The organism is Peribacillus frigoritolerans, from assembly GCF_030676415.1.
GTDB classification, from domain to species: Bacteria; Bacillota; Bacilli; order Bacillales; family DSM-1321; genus Peribacillus; species Peribacillus frigoritolerans_A.
Map to the genome: position 1 here is coordinate 41,357 of NZ_JAUUTW010000032.1, position 16,850 is coordinate 58,206.

General features: G+C 38.6%; 16 protein-coding genes and 1 pseudogene. 3 read left to right on the forward strand and 14 right to left on the reverse strand.

Annotated elements, in window-relative coordinates; genetic code table 11:
• The first annotated feature begins 57 nt into the window (after nt 1-57).
• Nucleotides 58-192: a hypothetical protein gene (locus Q8G36_RS29070; protein ID WP_336622985.1), complete on the forward strand. Its 135-nt coding sequence runs from the start codon at nt 58-60 to the stop codon at nt 190-192.
• Nucleotides 193-309: 117 nt separating this feature from the next.
• Here the strand turns inward: Q8G36_RS29070 and glnA are convergent, their stop codons facing one another.
• From glnA to hflX, 4 genes are all read right to left on the reverse strand, one after another.
• Entirely contained in the window at nt 310-1,644 is a 1,335-nt protein-coding gene (glnA, locus tag Q8G36_RS23100) for a type I glutamate--ammonia ligase (RefSeq protein WP_305162136.1), read from the reverse strand.
• A 39-nt stretch (nt 1,645-1,683) separates the two neighbouring features.
• The gene (locus tag Q8G36_RS23105) at nt 1,684-2,088 is read right to left on the reverse strand and encodes a MerR family transcriptional regulator (RefSeq protein WP_305162137.1); all 405 of its coding nucleotides are present in this window, start codon (nt 2,086-2,088) and stop codon (nt 1,684-1,686) included.
• A 196-nt stretch (nt 2,089-2,284) separates the two neighbouring features.
• Nucleotides 2,285-3,553, reverse strand: coding sequence for an aminotransferase class I/II-fold pyridoxal phosphate-dependent enzyme (locus Q8G36_RS23110; protein ID WP_305162138.1), 1,269 nt, complete (start codon nt 3,551-3,553; stop codon nt 2,285-2,287).
• A gap of 12 nt (nt 3,554-3,565) precedes the next feature.
• Nucleotides 3,566-4,819, reverse strand: a complete 1,254-nt coding sequence (hflX, locus tag Q8G36_RS23115; protein ID WP_305162139.1) for a GTPase HflX — start codon at nt 4,817-4,819, stop codon at nt 3,566-3,568.
• Nucleotides 4,820-4,987: 168 nt separating this feature from the next.
• On the opposite strand from hflX, the gene Q8G36_RS23120 reads away from it, so the two are divergent.
• Nucleotides 4,988-5,596 carry a trimeric intracellular cation channel family protein gene (locus Q8G36_RS23120; RefSeq protein ID WP_305162140.1) on the forward strand — a complete coding sequence of 203 codons (609 nt, stop codon included), beginning with the start codon at nt 4,988-4,990 and terminating at the stop codon, nt 5,594-5,596.
• A gap of 37 nt (nt 5,597-5,633) precedes the next feature.
• On the opposite strand, the gene spoVK is transcribed toward Q8G36_RS23120, so the two are convergent.
• The 10 genes from spoVK to Q8G36_RS23170 form a co-directional block, all read right to left on the reverse strand.
• Nucleotides 5,634-6,590, reverse strand: a complete 957-nt coding sequence (gene spoVK / locus Q8G36_RS23125) for a stage V sporulation protein K (RefSeq protein ID WP_305162141.1) — start codon at nt 6,588-6,590, stop codon at nt 5,634-5,636.
• 392 nt (nt 6,591-6,982) lie between these two features.
• Nucleotides 6,983-7,216: an RNA chaperone Hfq gene (gene hfq, locus Q8G36_RS23130; protein WP_034313436.1), complete on the reverse strand. Its 234-nt coding sequence runs from the start codon at nt 7,214-7,216 to the stop codon at nt 6,983-6,985.
• 3 nt (nt 7,217-7,219) lie between these two features.
• On the reverse strand, nt 7,220-8,140 hold the full coding sequence (gene miaA, locus Q8G36_RS23135; RefSeq protein WP_370694104.1) for a tRNA (adenosine(37)-N6)-dimethylallyltransferase MiaA: 921 nt from the start codon (nt 8,138-8,140) through the stop codon (nt 7,220-7,222).
• A gap of 313 nt (nt 8,141-8,453) precedes the next feature.
• Complete coding sequence (locus Q8G36_RS23140; RefSeq protein ID WP_305162142.1) at nt 8,454-9,776, reverse strand: sensor histidine kinase; 1,323 nt, start codon at nt 9,774-9,776, stop codon at nt 8,454-8,456.
• 560 nt (nt 9,777-10,336) lie between these two features.
• Complete coding sequence (locus tag Q8G36_RS23145) at nt 10,337-12,274, reverse strand: FtsX-like permease family protein (RefSeq protein ID WP_305162143.1); 1,938 nt, start codon at nt 12,272-12,274, stop codon at nt 10,337-10,339.
• Nucleotides 12,252-13,028: an ABC transporter ATP-binding protein gene (locus Q8G36_RS23150; RefSeq protein WP_305162144.1), complete on the reverse strand. Its 777-nt coding sequence runs from the start codon at nt 13,026-13,028 to the stop codon at nt 12,252-12,254. The genes Q8G36_RS23145 and Q8G36_RS23150 overlap by 23 nt, the downstream gene beginning before the upstream one ends.
• Before the next feature lie 97 nt (nt 13,029-13,125).
• Nucleotides 13,126-14,187, reverse strand: a complete 1,062-nt coding sequence (locus Q8G36_RS23155) for a sensor histidine kinase (RefSeq protein ID WP_305162145.1) — start codon at nt 14,185-14,187, stop codon at nt 13,126-13,128.
• Entirely contained in the window at nt 14,184-14,891 is a 708-nt protein-coding gene (locus tag Q8G36_RS23160; protein ID WP_305162146.1) for a response regulator transcription factor, read from the reverse strand. The genes Q8G36_RS23155 and Q8G36_RS23160 overlap by 4 nt, the downstream gene beginning before the upstream one ends.
• 97 nt (nt 14,892-14,988) lie before the next feature.
• Nucleotides 14,989-15,444: an SMI1/KNR4 family protein gene (locus Q8G36_RS23165; RefSeq protein ID WP_305162147.1), complete on the reverse strand. Its 456-nt coding sequence runs from the start codon at nt 15,442-15,444 to the stop codon at nt 14,989-14,991.
• Between the two features lie 490 nt (nt 15,445-15,934).
• Nucleotides 15,935-16,141 (reverse strand): hypothetical protein, encoded by a 207-nt coding sequence (locus tag Q8G36_RS23170; protein WP_305162148.1) that lies wholly within the window; start codon nt 16,139-16,141, stop codon nt 15,935-15,937.
• 498 nt (nt 16,142-16,639) lie between these two features.
• On the opposite strand from Q8G36_RS23170, the pseudogene Q8G36_RS23175 reads away from it, so the two are divergent.
• Nucleotides 16,640-16,850: pseudogene (locus Q8G36_RS23175) on the forward strand (DUF1641 domain-containing protein); the annotation flags it as partial.

Here is a 16,850-nt window from a genome sequence, read left to right on the forward strand (position 1 = left end):
CCTATTCACTCTACTCGACATACGCATGCAGTTTGACAGTTAGAGGCAGGCACAAGCATGAAATACATTCAAGAGCGTTTAGGTCATGGCAGTATGCAAATCACGGCAGATGTATACTCACATATTAGTGAAAAAATTGAACATGACACAATGGATAAATTCGAGGAGCATATAAAAAATGTCCTTGAATAATTTTTTTCGGGCATTTATCGGGCATTTATCGGGCAGTTAATAACTTCATTTGATTTTATGAATGAATGCCCGAAATAGAAAAACCCCTGACACCAGAGGTGCCAAGGGGTTGAGATATTAATACATTGACATATATTGTTCGCGTTCCCATGGGTGAACTTGTGTACGGAACATGTCCCACTCGATTTCTTTTGCTTCGATGAAGTGTTCAAGTAAATGTTCACCTAATGCTTCTTTGATGACTTCATCAGATTTTAATGTTTCCAATGCAGCATATAAAGTAGCTGGTAGATCAACGATACCTACTTCTTCACGTTCTTCTTTATTCATAACATAGATGTTGCGGTCAACTGGAGCTGGAGGAGTCAAGTCGTTCTTGATACCGTCAAGACCAGCTTTCAGCAGAACTGCAAGTGCCATGTATGGGTTTGCTGCTGGATCGACACTACGTACCTCTACGCGAGTACTTACTCCGCGTGAAGCTGGGATACGGATTAATGGGCTACGGTTTTTAGCAGACCATGCAACATAACAAGGAGCTTCGTAACCAGGAACTAGACGTTTGTATGAGTTAACAGTTGGGTTTGTTACCGCAGTGAAGCTTGGAGCATGCTTAATGATCCCTGCGATAAATTGCTCAGCTGTTTTACTTAATTCCAATTTACCTTCTTTATCAAAAAATGCGTTTTCGTTGCCTTTGAATAGAGAAACGTTACAGTGCATACCAGATCCATTAACACCGAACAATGGTTTTGGCATGAATGTCGCGTGTAAACCATGTTTACGGGCAATCGTTTTAACAACCAATTTAAATGTTTGGATGTTATCACAAGCTGAGATTGCATCTGCATATTTAAAGTCAATTTCATGTTGTCCTGGAGCTACTTCATGGTGGGATGCTTCGATTTCAAATCCCATTTCTTCAAGCTCAAGAACGATGTCACGACGGCAGTTTTCTCCTAGGTCAGTAGGTGCAAGGTCAAAGTATCCGCCTTTATCGTTCAATTCTAGAGTCGGCTCGCCTGCTGCATCCAGTTTGAATAAGAAGAATTCAGGTTCAGGTCCAAGATTGAAATCTGTGAAGCCCATTTCTCTTGCTTCTGCAAGAACACGTTTTAGGTTTGCACGTGGATCTCCATCAAAAGGTGTTCCATCCGTATTGTAAATATCACAGATCAAACGTGCGACTTTACCTTTTTCGGAAGTCCAAGGGAAGATAACCCATGTATTTAAATCAGGATATAGGTACATATCAGACTCTTCGATACGAACGAAGCCTTCAATGGAAGATCCGTCAAACATCATTTTATTATCAAGTGCTTTTTCTAATTGACTGACTGGGATTTCAACGTTTTTAATTGTCCCTAAAATGTCGGTAAATTGTAAACGAATGTACTTAACATTTTCTTCTTTCGCTAAACGAGTGATGTCTTCACGTGTGAACTTTGCCAATTTCTATTCCCCCTAATAATCATTCATAAATCATATTTTTTATTGGAAAAAACGAGACATATCCCCTTGTCTAAGAGAAGTTCGATGCTTGCTACCTTGTAAAAGCTCGGCACGCAGAAGCTTGCGAAGCTCCTCGTCACTAAGGTCATGTCTTATTTTTTCCGCTTGTTCTAAATCTTGAGTTTTAGGTAAATTCTGTTCCTTTACAGTGAAAATCTTTTTAATGCCGGCCAGATTGACTCCTTGTTCGATTAAGTCTTTAATCTCAAGCAGCCGATCGATATCGTTTAAAGAAAAAACCCGACGATTTCCTTCTGTTCTCATAGGAGTAATAAGTTGATGCTCTTCGTAATACCGAATTTGGCGTGCAGACAACTCAGTTAACTGCATGACGATTCCGATGGAAAAAAGAGGCATCGAACGCCGAATGTTGTTGCCGCTCATTCTTAGCATCCTCCTTTTGTTTATCTTAAAATAAGCATATATCATGTTATTAAACTTGTCAATATGATGTTACATTTTATGACGTGTTTTTTTCAGAAAAATCAAATGATTTGCTACTACTCAAATATTATGACTATTGTTTTTGCAGGAATCCAAATGTATTTGGATTCCCATTACGCACCTAACTTAATTTCATTTACAATTGAATCAGCTTTTTGTCCATTAGCGCATTCACGGCAGTCAATACAGCCACTTTAACATGGGCGTATGTCAATCCGCCTTGAACGTAGGCAACATATGGAGCCCTTGTCGGACCATCTGCCGTCAGTTCAATGCTGGCCCCCTGTATAAAGGTGCCTGCAGCCATGATTACATCGTCTTCATATCCTGGCATATAGGCAGGATATGGTGTCACATGTGAATTGATTGGTGATGCATATTGGATGGCCTGACAGAAGGCAACCATCTTATCCCGGTCATCAAATTGGACGGATTGAATCAAGTCAGTCCGCTTCGCATCCCATTTAGGTGATGTATTCATACCGAGTTTTTCTAAAAAGGCGGCTGTGAACATGGCTCCTTTAACCGCTTGGCCCACGATATGCGGCGCAAGGAAGAATCCTTGGTACATTTCCTGCAGACTATAAAGCGACGCACCTGCTTCAGCCCCTATTCCTGGTGATGTTAACCGATAAGAGCAAGCTTCAACCAGGTCCTTTTTACCAACAATGTATCCTCCGGTTTTCACTATCCCGCCACCAGGATTTTTAATGAGGGAACCAGCCATTAAATCCGCTCCGACATGACATGGTTCTTGTGTCTCAACGAACTCTCCATAACAATTGTCCACGAAAACGACGATTTCCGGGTTAATGTCTTTAACAAAGGAAATCATTTCCTTTATTTCATCGATCGTAAAGGAAGGACGTGTAGCATACCCTTTTGACCTTTGTATACCGATCATCTTCGTATTTGGTTGTATGGCTTGTTTGACGGCTTCGAAATCAACGGTTCCAGTTTCCGCTAACGGAACGGCTTTATAGCTGATCTGAAAATCACGTAAAGATCCGATACCCGATCCCCTGATACCGACAATTTCTTCCAAAGTATCATACGGCTTTCCAGTTATGTATAACAATTCATCCCCTGGGCGCAATATGCCGAAAAGAGCGGTCGAGATGGCGTGTGTGCCTGAAATGATTTGGGGGCGCACCAATCCAGCTTCCGCTCCAAAAACATCTGCAAATATCAATTCCAGCGTATCGCGGCCCATATCATCGTATCCATACCCTGTAGTCGGGATGAAATGGGAATCACTCACTCTATGTGCTTGATAACTTTGTAATACGCGAAATTGATTTTCTTCAATTCGTTCGTCCACTTGCTTATGTAACGGAGAAATCATTGCTTCCACTTCCTGGGCAATGTTTTTCAACACTTCTCCATTTGTTAACTGCTGATACATCAAAATTCCCCTTTATAATGAATATTTCTCCAGCTGCCCGGTTATTGGATGATCAGCTAGACAAAAACCCTTGCATTCATATCTTTCCGATTCTTCATTAAAGGAGAGAGTGCGCAATATGGTTTCATTTTTCAGCTGTGATAATAGTTTACCCTCACTCGATGGCAGGAAAACATAATACGGGACCATTTCTTCAATCACGTACTTTTCAATTTCTTCCATGATTTGATTCAGATCCGATTGTTCATAGGCACTGATCATTAATGAAGCACGACTGGCTGACCTGACAAAATCAACGTGAATCTTATCTTTCTTATTATACAACGTTAGCTGTGGAATGGAAGGGACATCTAAGTCATTTAGCAATTCCTGCACCGTTTTCTGATGATTAAAGTAATCAGTACTTGAGGAATCGACCACATGGAGCAATAGATCTGCTTCTTTCACCTCTTCCAGGGTCGAGCGGAATGCGGCAATTAAAGATGTCGGTAAATCTTGAATGAATCCAACCGTATCCGTCAGCAGCACGGTAAATCCGCTAGGAAGAATCGCCTTTCGTGTCATGGGATCCAGTGTAGCGAACAATTGGTTCTCTTCGTATGAATCCGCCTCCGTCAAACGGTTGAACAGTGTTGATTTACCTGCATTCGTGTATCCCACAAGGGCTATTTGAAAGGTCTTATTACGTTTCCTTCTATCACGATAGCGTTCACGATGCTTCACAATGCCACTTAATTGTTGCTTGATTTCATCTATTTTCCCACGGATGTGGCGGCGGTCGCTTTCCAGCTTCGTCTCCCCTGGTCCCCTGGTGCCGATTCCGCCTCCTAGCCTGGACATTGCCGTCCCCTGTCCGACTAAACGCGGCAATAAATATTGGAGCTGAGCAAGTTCAACCTGCAGCTTTCCTTCCCTGGATCGCGCCCGCTGAGCGAATATATCCAATATTAGCTGTGTCCGGTCAATGATCCTTGCATCCAATTGTTTCGAAAGGTTCCGAATCTGGCTCGGGGATAGTTCATCATTAAAGATAAATAAATCCGGCTCCAGCTCCTCTTCCAGATTCCGAAGTTCCTCCACCTTTCCTTTTCCTATATATGTAGCCGGATCGACGTTTTCCCTTTTCTGGGTGATGGTCATTAAAACTTCACCATTCGCCGTCTTCGCCAAAGAAACCAGTTCATCAAGTGAATATTCAAAACGTTCATTAGTCTCAGTTGTTTGACACCCAATCAAAACGGCCTTTTCCTTTATTGCTTCTTCCAAATCACATGCACCACCTTCTGATAGATTTCAGTTAATCATAACAAAAAAATTAAATATATAAAAATTTCCTCCATACGAAGCTTTTAACCGTTTTAAAAATTCCGATAACATGCTAAAATCAAACTTGGCTTTACCATCAAAATCGAAAAGACATAGAGGGACATTCATATGACATGGGAAGTATTAAGCTTCATAGGTACGATTGCATTCGCTATTAGCGGAACCATCATCGCCATGGAAGAAGAGTATGATATTTTAGGAGTTTATATTTTAGGAATCATAACCGCCTTTGGCGGAGGGGCAATCCGTAATCTGTTGATCGGTGTCCCCGTTTCAGCGTTATGGGATCAAAGTTTCTATTTTGTCATCGCATTAGTATCCATCACCATCGTTTTTGTTTTTCCTACAAACCTTTCAAAGCACTGGGACAGATGGGGAAACCTCAGTGATGCCATTGGCCTTTCAGCCTTTGCCATCCAAGGGGCGATGTATGCCGTGGAACTTAATCATCCAATAAGCGCCATCATTGTATCAGCTGCATTAACCGGATGCGGCGGCGGGATACTCCGAGACGTACTGGCCGGAAGAAAGCCATTGGTCTTCAGAAAAGAAATCTACGCAGTATGGGCCATCATTGCAGGCTTGGCTTTAGGCAGTGGTGTATTTTCCCAGTCATGGCAGCTTTATTCGCTCTTTGCCGTCATCACGATATTGCGAGTCCTTTCTTACACCAACAATTGGCATCTTCCTAATAAAAAATGGGTGCCTAAAACATAAATTTGAAAAGCCCGCCATCTTGGTGGGCTTTTCCATGTCATTCTTTCTCATCATCCTCGAAAATCAAATCTTGGCTGGTAAGCGTCAGTAAATCGGATTTTTCAAATGAATCCTCCAATAAAAGCCGCATTGCCTGAGCCCTAATTGACTTTTCAAGTACATTGCGGATATAACGTCCGTTAGAAAATGAAATAGGTCCCCGGAATGAACGTAATATGATTAAATGTTCTCTTAATTTCCTTTCGGCATCCCGATTCATTAGATACTCCTTTTCCTGCAGCATCCGATCGGCTATTTCCATTAACTGTTCAATCGTATAATCCGGAAAATCAACAACAAGCGGGAACCTGGAATGAAGGCCAGGATTAAGGCTGAGGAAATAATCCATTTCCCTTGAATATCCAGCCAGGATCAAAATGAATTCGTGCTGCCGATCCTCCATATGCTTGACAAGGGTATCTATGGCTTCTTTTCCAAAATCCTTTTCGCCGCCTCTTCCCAAAGAATAGGCTTCATCAATAAATAAGATTCCGCCAATGGCCTTTTTAATTAAATCCCTTGTTTTTTGGGCAGTATGACCAATGTATTCCCCGACCAAATCTGCCCTCTCCGCTTCAATTAAATGGCCTTTTGAAAGTACATTCATTTTTTGAAACAACTTACCGATTAAACGCGCAACGGTTGTTTTCCCTGTTCCTGGATTTCCTTTAAACATCATATGCAGCGCTTGCCTGCCAGCCTTCAGCCCCTTTGCCTCACGTTGTTTATTGATGTAAATCCAGGCATATATCTCTTTTATCATCCGTTTCATTTCTTCCATTCCGACCAGCGATTTCAGTTCATCTTCAATCTCTTTCAATGCCACATGCTGGTGGGGGATTTCCTGCACCAAAATTTCTTTTATCGGCAGATCCTTTTGTAGCGCTTTTCTGTTTTCCGCATTAAACACAATATTGATTTGCCCGTTATTTTTCATACGGATCGGTTGTTCCAATGCATTCACCTCTCCATCTTGGACCCTGACTCCAACACCACAATTTTCGATTTATGATGGTCATAGGCATATGCTGCATAGCCAAAACTAACCCATCGGAAAATTCGTTTATTTTTTTTCGTGATTAAGCCCCATTCCCTTCCTGAAAAGCGACTTATTCTGACAGGATTTTTTTCCTTGGAGGATTTGTTGCGACAAACTCCATTCCCGTTCACCAATTTATTAGGGGTAATGTCATTTCCTGCGGTTTCCCGGAAAATAATCCGTCCCTTAATATATATTCAAATCAGGTACGTAAAATTATCGATTCTTTGAAAAAAGAACGGAGAAATGCATGAAAAAAAAAACAGGTCGCTATAAGCTAAACCTGTTTTTTACATTCATATATATGATTATTCCTTCACTTCGTAATCAATTTGAACATTACGTTGTGGAGCAAATGTGGAGATCGCATGTTTATAGACTAATTGCTGTTTGCCCTCTGATTCAAATAAAACGGTAAAATTATCGAACCCTTTCACTTGTCCTCTAATCTGGAACCCGTTTAATAAAAATACCGTTACATACGTACCATCTTTACGTAATTGATTAAGAAACTGATCTTGAATATTTACTGATTGTTTCATGTATTAGTCCTCCTCTTTTCTCTCTAAATTTATGTATTCGCCTTCACTGAAAAGCTTTCCTGCTATAAATCCAGATATTTCATGTATTTTTTTTGGAAAGCCCTCGAGATCGGTCATATCAAACCAAATTACATCCATTTTATTCCGAAACCAGGTCAATTGCCTTTTTGCATATCGACGGGAGTTTTGCTTTAATGTTTCAACTGCTTCATCCAATGAAGCCCTACCATCAAAAAAATCATAGATTTCTTTATAGCCTATAGCCTGGATTGATTGGCAATCCCTCAAACCTTTTTCATAAAATGACTCCACCTCTTGAATCAGCCCTTCTTTTACCATGCCATCAACACGTTGATCGATGCGTTGATATAACTTTTCACGTTCCATTGTCAATCCAATGATGCACGTATCATATTTTAATTCTGTAGGCTGTTCATTCAGCTGCTCACTCATCGTTTTTCCAGTACAATGAAAAATCTCAAGTGCCCTGATCACCCTTCTTACATTATTAGGATGAATCCGATTCGCGCTTTCCGGGTCAACGCTGCGTAATTGTTCAAAAACAGGATCAATTCCTGACTCCCTTACCTGTTTTTCGAGTCCCTCCCTATAAACAGGGTCGGATGGTGCCTCCGAAAATTGATAATCATAAATGACCGATTGTATGTATAATCCTGTTCCACCAACGATAATGGGAAGTTTACCTCTGCTTTGGATATCCTCGATACAAGCATTAGCCCGCTCCTGGAACTCTGCCGCACTAAATGGTTCATCAGGATCTTTAATATCAAGTAAATAATGAGGAATTCCTTCTGTTTCTTCCCTCTTGATTTTTGCAGTCCCAATATCCATCCCCTTATAAACCTGCATGGAGTCTCCGCTAATAATTTCACCATTAAATAACTTTGCCATCTCAATGCTCATCTTTGTCTTCCCAACAGCAGTCGGTCCAATGATAACGAGAAGTTTTCCTTTTTGTTGTTTCACAATCTCACTGCCTTAAATGATTTTTTCCCTATCTTATCATAATCTCGATGAAAGCAGCTAAACATCTACCCATTATGTCCAATTCAGGTATTTTTATTCAACTTTTTTTACCCGTAATAATCGTCATCAATCCCCTTCTCCTGGTAGAAGGGGAAATAATCACGATAATAGAATCGTAAAAAGGGTATGATTCCTTCTGCATTTGAGGAATCATACCTTCTTATCAATTGTGTTTCCTTTGGAATTCAATTTAGCCCATTTTTCCATTTACGGGTACGATCATCGTAACGGTCGTTTCTTTTTCAGAGGATTGTACATGAATCTCTCCATCATATCTGTTCACTAAGTCTTTAACGATGAATAATCCTTGTCCGCGAACTTTGCCCTTTTGTGCCTTTTTGGTTGAAAAACCGCTGGCGAATATATTGTCCAAATCTAATTCTGAAATCATGGGTCCGGTGTTCGTGACCATAAACGTATACTTTTCATCATCAGCTTTGCAGGCAATATTCATTCGGCGTTCTTGCTCTGGCAATTCAATTGTTGCCTCAATAGCATTGTCGATAACATTTGATAATAATTTTATCAAATCGATTGTTTTGACCCGATTGAAGGATACGGGTGAAACATCAATCTCAATATCGATGTTATAATTCTGGGCCGAGAGCCTTTTGGTCTCTAACAGGACAGATAAGCCCGGATGAATCACATGCAATTTCATTGATTCAATCGAATGCACTTCTTTTGAAAGACCGGTTAAATATTCGAGTGCTTTTGCGTTCTCCTCCAATTTAAGCAGTCCATGTACCACCTGAATATGATTGGAAAAATCATGCCTTAATGAGCGGACTGAAGCAATGAGCGATTGAAATTCAGATTGATACGTATCTTCCGTATCCCCCACTTCACGTGTCAGTTCCTTTTGATACCATTTTTGAATGACAAAAAAGGTAACCAGCAGCATGATAACAAATCCACCATTATAAGCAAGAATGGCAATGCTGCTTTTCAATACCTTGCCGTTAATGGCATTTATATCTTCTGCGCTCACATCAATGCCCAAAAAACCAATAATGGTGCCATCTTGATTTTTCATTGGCACTCCCACAGTCAAATACTCACCATATTCCGGATCTTCTAGAATCCCGGTAATAAAGTTATTGCCTTCATACGCCTGTTTGACCTGCTCCGGCGGAACAGTACATGCACCACCGATAGGAAAATCCCCTTTATGTTCTTTAGAAAACCCAGTAATCATGCACTTAGCTACTCTCGGATTATCAATTAAAATGGTATAAACATATAATGCTCCTATTTTTTCACGGGCATCCTCTAAGTAAGCTTTTATATCCATATAATCCCGGCTCTTTACTTGGTTATTGAGAAATCGCTGATAGGCCTCTATATCCATCGAGTCGGCAATAGATCTAGCAGCTACCAAGTTTTGATTAGCAACGGATTTTTGCACAGAATTTTTAATGCTTAAGTATGTTGAAAACATATTTAGAAGAATGAAAACAATCATTAAAAGAATGGTCAAATAAAGAAATGCCCTTAACTTTTTATTTTTCATTGGGTTAAACTTACCTCATCTCTAGCAGCTAAAAGTTAACGAATATATTCTGAGTTTACTATATAAATTGACAAAGAAATAGAGAAAAGTCTAATATCCTCTATAATCCCAGGCATATAATACTATAATTAATCAAGTAATTAACAGATTTCCCACTAATTTTCGGCCATATAACTTTTTATATTTTAATCTATACTACTTCAACTATCATTTTTTTCCAATAAACCATTTCTTTTCATACAATTAATTATATCAGTATAATTCCATTCAGGAAAATGGAGAAAAATAGATAATACAGAGTTCGGTATGTTCGCTTCAAAAAAATAATTTTACCCTTTATATGAAAATATTACAAGAATCTGGAGGTTTTATCTGTAAAATCACACCATAATTCATATTTTTTATATTAATTTGTGCAAAATAGTGGGTCACCCCTCTTGCAATAGTCCATATTAACTAATTCCTCAATACTGAAAACGCCATTTCAATGAGAAGATCTCCTGGATTAAAAAAATGGAATCAGAGCCTGATCCCCTGATTCCATTTACATATTATAAGTTTTATTTAAACGAATTGATGACTGCCCGCTCATACATCTTTTTAGTTACTTGATAATAAAGCAGTTGAAAAAGAAAATACGTTGCGATGACCATAGCCGAATAGACAAACAAATTGGATTCCAATAAATTGCTTAATGCCACGTAGGCGACTATGGCATGAATCATCCCTATCAGAAAAGGAGCGAAAAAGAGGATGCGTATTTCCGCACTTAAAATTTGCCGTATTTCTTTTTTTGTCAGTCCCAATCGATGAAGGGCATGAATTTGGATTTTTTTATCTTCTAAATTTGTAAAAACTCGCAGATACATCATACTCCCTTGGACGATAAAGAATAATAAACTGACAAACAAGCCGATAAAAAGAATCAACATGCTTCCCTGTTTCATCTCTTGATAAACCGGAGCTCTTGTTTGCAATTGATTATGGTCAGGATTATTAGACATTTTTTCTATTTTACTAGATATTTCCACTGATTGTTCCCAATCTTTAACTTCATACCCTCGTACTCTTACCATGTCTTTTAAAGGCACATCAGCAGTGATTTCATGGTACAGCTGATCATCGATCACCATCAGCGTCGTTGCTGCCTTTACGGGTGCGACTATGGATTGGTTGCGCTGACCGGCCATTGTTACCTGTATGATTTGTTTTCCATAGTGAAGCTCCTTTTGTTCTCCCTTTTGGACGAATTGATAGTCCAGTCCCCCATAAGGAAAAATGTATAACGCTTCTTTTCCAGATAGCTTTACCGGATCAATTTTTCGCAATGCAGCCGCATTGTTATAATCACTTTCCGAGACTAATAATGACCTATTTTCATTGGATTCTCCCGTTCTCATATGGGGTAACATGTGGGTAATGGGCACACCTGTCATATTTACTTCGTAAAGGATTTTGAATCCATCTTCCTTTAATGCTTTCTCTACTGCGGATGGTTCAATAACGGAATAAATAGAAGCGTCATTTTCCACCCAGCCAATTGATTGCGGAATGTTATTCATCCCTTGCTTTTTTAAATCTGCACTGAACATGAAAAGTGTTCCTGCAGCTGTCAAAATCACGGCTGTAATGATCGAGGTCAAAAAGAATAACCTTGAATAGTCCTTAATATTAAATATCAGGTTTGTTTGAGTAATTAAATTCGTTCCACCATATAAGCTTTTCTTCTTCCGGTAAAGCCTGCTGCAAAGAGCGACAATGCTTTGGCTGAATAAAAAATAGGTGCCGATCAGTACGAAGAATAAAATGGGCATTACTCGAGAAGAATTGTTCAACGACATCGTTCCTGTCAAATAATATGAAATGCTTAAGCAAACTGCTGATAATGCAATTAACCACTTTGAAACGAAAGGCGTCTTTTTTGGTTTTTGTTTATCTTTTAGTAAATCGACTACCTCTGCATTACCAATGTGGAACAATGAAAGGAGCGATAATAGCTGAAATAGCAAAATGAAACCGACAATCGTATAAACAAAGGCCTCAGGGACAAAGACAAACGATATTGGTTGCTCTACAGCCAGTAACCATGAAACTGCCATTAAGAATAACTTTGAGAACAAAAAGCCCAAGCCTACCCCAATCAGGATAGATATGAGGGAAACCAACGTTTGCTCCAGGTAAATCAGTTTTCTAAGTTGGGATTTGGACATTCCAAGCAGTGTCAGCAGCCCAAACTCTTTTTTTCGCGGCTGTATAAATGCTGCATTCGAATAAGCGATAAAGAAAACTGAAAATATGATGATCACTATTTCAGCTGCAATGAGTCCCCTACTAATTAGCTGTCCCCCTGGGATATTCGCATGGACTACATCAGGATGAAAGATAAATGATGCGTAAATAAAAAAGATTGAGACGGAAAGGACAATACTGAAAAAATAAGCTAGATAGCGTTGTGCATTTCCTTGAATATTTCTCTTAGCGAGAAGTCGGATGTTCATGATAGACTCCTCCCAAAACGCTTAACGTATCTAAAATCCTTTGATGGAAGCTCTGTCTTTCCCCTCCGCTGTGAACCTCCGAAAAGAACTTTCCATCCTTTATGAATAGAATCCGGTCACAGAAGCTGGCGGCAGTCGGGTCATGAGTCACCATGAGGATGGTTGCTCCCTTTTTCTCCTGAAGTGTCTTGAGGGTATCCATTACCTGCTTGGCAGATTTGGAATCCAGATTACCAGTAGGTTCATCCGCTAAAATAATGGAAGGTTCATGAATCATCGCTCTTGCACAAGCCGTTCGTTGCTGCTGACCTCCGGAAATTTCAAAAGTCCGCTTTTCTAAAATCCCTTCTATACCAAGAAGGTTCGCCAACTGCTTTACCCTATTTTCCATTTCCTGCAGTTTATAATGATCTAACGCTAAAGGAAGGAGGATATTTTCGCGAACGGTAAGTGTATCAAGAAGGTTGAAGTCTTGAAAAACAAATCCAATTTCCCTCCTGCGAAACAATGCCAGATCCTGATTGTTTAATTCATTAGGATTTTGATCATTTAGAATGACTTTACCTGTGGTGGGCTTATCAATCGTGGCCATTAAGTTGAGCAGAGTGGTTTTCCCGCTGCCTGATGGACCCATCACTCCGACAAATTCCCCTTTCTGTACATTCATGGTGAAATTATGTAACGCTTTATGAAATAAATTCCCCTGTTTTTGAAAATAAGTTTTGGATAGTTGTTCCGCTTTTAAAATCGACATCCTGAATACCTCCCTTTCTTACCGTAAGTATAATGAATAAAGCGGGAGGCTCCCATCGAAGTTTATTACATAATCGATTAACACCCTTACAATTCTGTCACCTTTCATGTAAGGTATTTGTCTTAAAAAGAAATTCCACAGTAGTCCCTTCGGATACAGTCGATTGAATCGTTACGCCATGCCCAAGTCTGTTAACGATTTCCTTCACTAGATATAGTCCCATTCCGCTTGACTCTTGTTGGACTCGCCCGTTCTCTCCAGTAAAAAATGGATCAAACACTCTCTTTAGATCATGTGGAACAATTCCAATTCCCTGATCTGTTATCCTAAGGAAAATCTCCGACTCTTTTTTAACAATGTTGAACGTTATGCTGTCATGCTTTTCCTGCCTTGAATACTTCAGTGCATTAAAGACCACCTGACTAATGACGAAGTGGAGCCACTTACGATCCGAATGCACATATACATTCTCAAGCTCCGTTTCAAGCCTGGGATATATGAACCGATTAATGAACTGTTTCTTTTCCTCGTTAATCACTTGCTTGACTAGATTAATTAAGTCAACCCGCTCCGATTTTACATCCTCCGAAAAACGCTGCAGCCTTGCTCCATGTAATATAATTTCCAGCCCTCTGCGAAATCGATCATTTTCTTCTTCTATCTCTTTAAGATAATCCTTCATCGGCTCATTCGAAAATGTCCTTTTGCCTTCTTGAACCAGTAAGGAAATGACTGAAACAGGTGTTTTCATTTGATGAACCCATTGATGAATCAACAGCTCATATTGCTCCTTCTGTTTGATTTGTTCTTGTAATTGTCCAATTGTTACCTTGTTCATTTGTTGAAAAAGCTCCATCCACAACTTTTGTTCATTTGACAGGGGGTCCCTAAAAGCTTCAACATATTCAAACGACAAGCTCGGTTCTTGCTTCATCCTTGCTAATTGATTAAGAAAACGGTAGTGCCTTAAATAATCGCCCGCTAAAAATAGAAGCATCATAAACAACGCAAGAATAATTAAATAGATGATATTTGAAGTCGATATATGATTCCCCGCTTCCAGAACAGCTAATGCATAAGCAATAATAAGCAGGCTCACCATTAGAACGGTATAAAATATAAAATAAAGACGGTCTTTTATAAAGGATTTTAGCTTCACTCTTCTTCACCTTGCACTACTTTTAGTCGATATCCTTTTCCCCTGCTGGTTGTTATGGCATGCTTGGCGCCAATATCCTCAAGTTTTCTCCGTACCCTTGTGACATTGACGGTCAATGTATTGTCATCAACAAATGAATCATCATTCCATAATGCTTCAAGTAAGTCTTCGCGCGAGACAATGGTGTCATACTGTCGGAGTAAACAACTCAATAATTTCAACTCATTTTGAGTTAACGTTACCTGATTGTCTTGATATTCGATCATCGCTTTTTCCGTATAAAGCGTTAATCCATCTATTTCCTTTATTTGTTGGTGGAATGAAGATATTTCAGCATATTCACCATAAACCCTACGTAGGACACTCTTTATTTTCGCTAGTACCACTTCCAAATGAAACGGTTTTGTTAAATAATCATCTCCCCCATATTCAATGGCCATGACTTGGTTCATTTCATCTGTCCTTGCAGAGATAAATATGATGGGAACCTTTGAAACCGTCCTTATTAGCCGGCACCAATGGAAACCATCATAATAGGGCAGATTAATATCCAATAAAACCAAATCTGGCTTTATCTCTTGGAACTCCGCAAAGACTTGGTCCAGTTGTTTCACTTCAAAAACCTCATACCCATACCTTTTTAAATAATTGACCAAGATTCCAGCTATTTTGAAATCGTCTTCAATCAATAATATTTTATACATCTTTTTCTCCTCATTAACATGACAATCCATTCTGACTTTTGAAATGACAATAAAAAACCTTGAATGGCATGAGCCAATCAAGGGGTTTCAAATAAAATTAGATTTCCTCCGGGATTTTCAATCCCTCAATGAAGGATTTAAAACTCGATGCAACTTTATAAATATTTTCATCCTGGCTTGACGGATCCGAATACCAACCCTTATCCCAGAAGTAAACTCCCTTTTCCTCTTCGTTATTTATCAGCAAGATTTTACCTGCACATGTAGCATTACCTATTATAATGCAATCCTTATGTAAGTCCTCTCTGTTTTCTTCATACCATTTCTGCAAATCCAGTTCTTTATCTTGAAGCTCTAATCCATAAAGTACATTTAAGCAAACGAGTGTGTCTAATCCATCTACATAAAACTTACAGTTTTGAACCGCAGTTGTGCCGCCATTATGCTTAAGTAGAAATTGTTTATAATCTGCAGGGATTTCAAAACCCACAAATTCCTGAAAATTATTCACTGCTTCTTGTGTCGCTTTGCCATATCCAGTAATATTAACCATTGTATCGACTCCATTTCATTTTATTGTAGTAAAATCAATTGATAATCTTATTCTATAAGGCTATTTCACTTGCTAATCTCTGCTTATAATATGGCCAGGTCCTACACTCCATTTATGGAGATCCTTTATAAATAAATTATTCTTTATTACTTAGAAAAAATACTTTTTTTAAATATTTTAACATAATTTTACTATCTCTTTCAGTATTTTCTGATATTTTTTTGACAATTTCGTTACTTTTCATTAAGAAAATAGCTTTTTTAATAGATTTTGTCGGAAAAATCAATAAATCGTATATTCGTAGATAAATCAGGAGTTTTCGATGATATATTTTCTTTTCCGAAGATATATTCCCGATTTCACAGATATATTCCCGATTTCGAAGATAAATGAAACTTAGCATTAAATATTATTCAATAAAAAAGGCGCCCAACCATCATTTTCGAGGTTGTGCGCCTTTTCCTTATTTATGAAATAATCCCATTGCATCTCAGACAATTTTATAGTCATCATAAGTAATTAATAACCTGCTCATGGAAACTGTCTCAGCACGAAGCTTATTCTTATCACGACAATAAGCAATGATGGAACTATTGGGAATTTTAGCTGTGCAATTCCATTTACTATATTTTTCATTATACCTATAGGATATTTCGATATTCTCACCACGGATCTTTAACATCCTGCGTTCTACCAAGGGCACCATCTCCAATTCCGATAATATTATTTACCCTAATTCAGATAATATATTCTTGGATCCCATTCAAACATGGCATATTCAAAGGTTATCGACATTATAGCAAAACAATCATTCATGCAAAACAAAAGATGTCTGCATATTCACAGAGGAATCGCTGCCGGTGCTCCGTTAATTGTTTTGGACAACCTATAGATCTATTATTATAGGAAATGACAAGGTTGTTCCTCTTAAAAATGCGGTGAATCCGATTCATAATCTTTAGGATGTCTTAAATAACCCTCTTTATTTAAGGTATTATAACCAGAATAATCTTAATATTTTTTTGGAATATTAAGATAAATCACAAAACCTACCTAATAACTCTTATTATAACTATAAAAATTATATTCGTATCACAAAAGAAATATTTGAAATTAAGAGATTAGAGTCGTATGATTAGTAGTATCGGCGGAAAACACATAAATCAAAATAATGAAGTTTAAAGGGGAATTAGATATGGTAGAAGTAGTCTCAAAACCTGAACATGAAACACGTAATATTTCTGTAAACCAAGAACAATTGGATATCCTAGATCAGCTTTTAAAGCCTGAGGTTCAGGAATCATTGAACACTTTAGTTGAGCAGTTACCAAAACTGACTGAGTTAGTGAATATTTTAACAAAGTCTTATGATTTCGCTCAATCGGTTGCGACTGATGATGTTTTGA

Coding starts and splice junctions, on each gene's coding strand:
- Q8G36_RS29070 (WP_336622985.1), top strand. CDS start 58: ATGAAATACATTCAAGAGCGTTTAGGTCATGGCAGTATGCAAATCACG.
- Q8G36_RS23105 (WP_305162137.1), bottom strand. CDS start 2,088: ATGAGCGGCAACAACATTCGGCGTTCGATGCCTCTTTTTTCCATCGGA.
- Q8G36_RS23110 (WP_305162138.1), bottom strand. CDS start 3,553: ATGTATCAGCAGTTAACAAATGGAGAAGTGTTGAAAAACATTGCCCAG.
- Q8G36_RS23120 (WP_305162140.1), top strand. CDS start 4,988: ATGACATGGGAAGTATTAAGCTTCATAGGTACGATTGCATTCGCTATT.
- hfq (WP_034313436.1), bottom strand. CDS start 7,216: ATGAAACAATCAGTAAATATTCAAGATCAGTTTCTTAATCAATTACGT.
- miaA (WP_370694104.1), bottom strand. CDS start 8,140: ATGAGCATTGAGATGGCAAAGTTATTTAATGGTGAAATTATTAGCGGA.
- Q8G36_RS23140 (WP_305162142.1), bottom strand. CDS start 9,776: ATGAAAAATAAAAAGTTAAGGGCATTTCTTTATTTGACCATTCTTTTA.
- Q8G36_RS23145 (WP_305162143.1), bottom strand. CDS start 12,274: ATGAACATCCGACTTCTCGCTAAGAGAAATATTCAAGGAAATGCACAA.
- Q8G36_RS23150 (WP_305162144.1), bottom strand. CDS start 13,028: ATGTCGATTTTAAAAGCGGAACAACTATCCAAAACTTATTTTCAAAAA.
- Q8G36_RS23160 (WP_305162146.1), bottom strand. CDS start 14,891: ATGTATAAAATATTATTGATTGAAGACGATTTCAAAATAGCTGGAATC.
- Q8G36_RS23165 (WP_305162147.1), bottom strand. CDS start 15,444: ATGGTTAATATTACTGGATATGGCAAAGCGACACAAGAAGCAGTGAAT.